Annotated in this window: 1 protein-coding gene; it reads left to right on the top strand. The window is 47.3% G+C overall.

Going from position 1 to position 243, the window contains the following annotated elements:
* The coding region (locus QN370_RS20655; protein WP_323581838.1) for a hypothetical protein at positions 1-208 on the top strand (208 nt) is incomplete at its 5' end.
* Positions 209-243 lie beyond the last annotated feature (35 nt).

Genomic DNA, 243 nt, shown 5'->3' with positions numbered 1-243 from the left:
GCAAACTCGCTACGCTCAAACATGCGTCACTCTTATCCCCTGCCTGACTCCGACTTTTGGCAGCTGCTTCAATGCGGAAAAGGTCAACGTCAACTGCCACTTCAACATCAACATCAACCCCAAAATCAACATCAACATCAACATCAACCCCCACGACTACCGCTCAATCGTAGATACTCTGTTCAAAAGCAAGCCTTTTTCAGGTTGAAGAGCGAATCATTTGAGCAGGGACCGCATAGAATC

The organism is Actimicrobium sp. CCI2.3 (assembly GCF_035019065.1).
Classification (GTDB): domain Bacteria; phylum Pseudomonadota; class Gammaproteobacteria; order Burkholderiales; family Burkholderiaceae_D; genus Actimicrobium.
The sequence above is the reverse complement of the archived record's forward strand: the minus strand, read 5'-3'. Positions and strand labels throughout refer to the sequence as shown.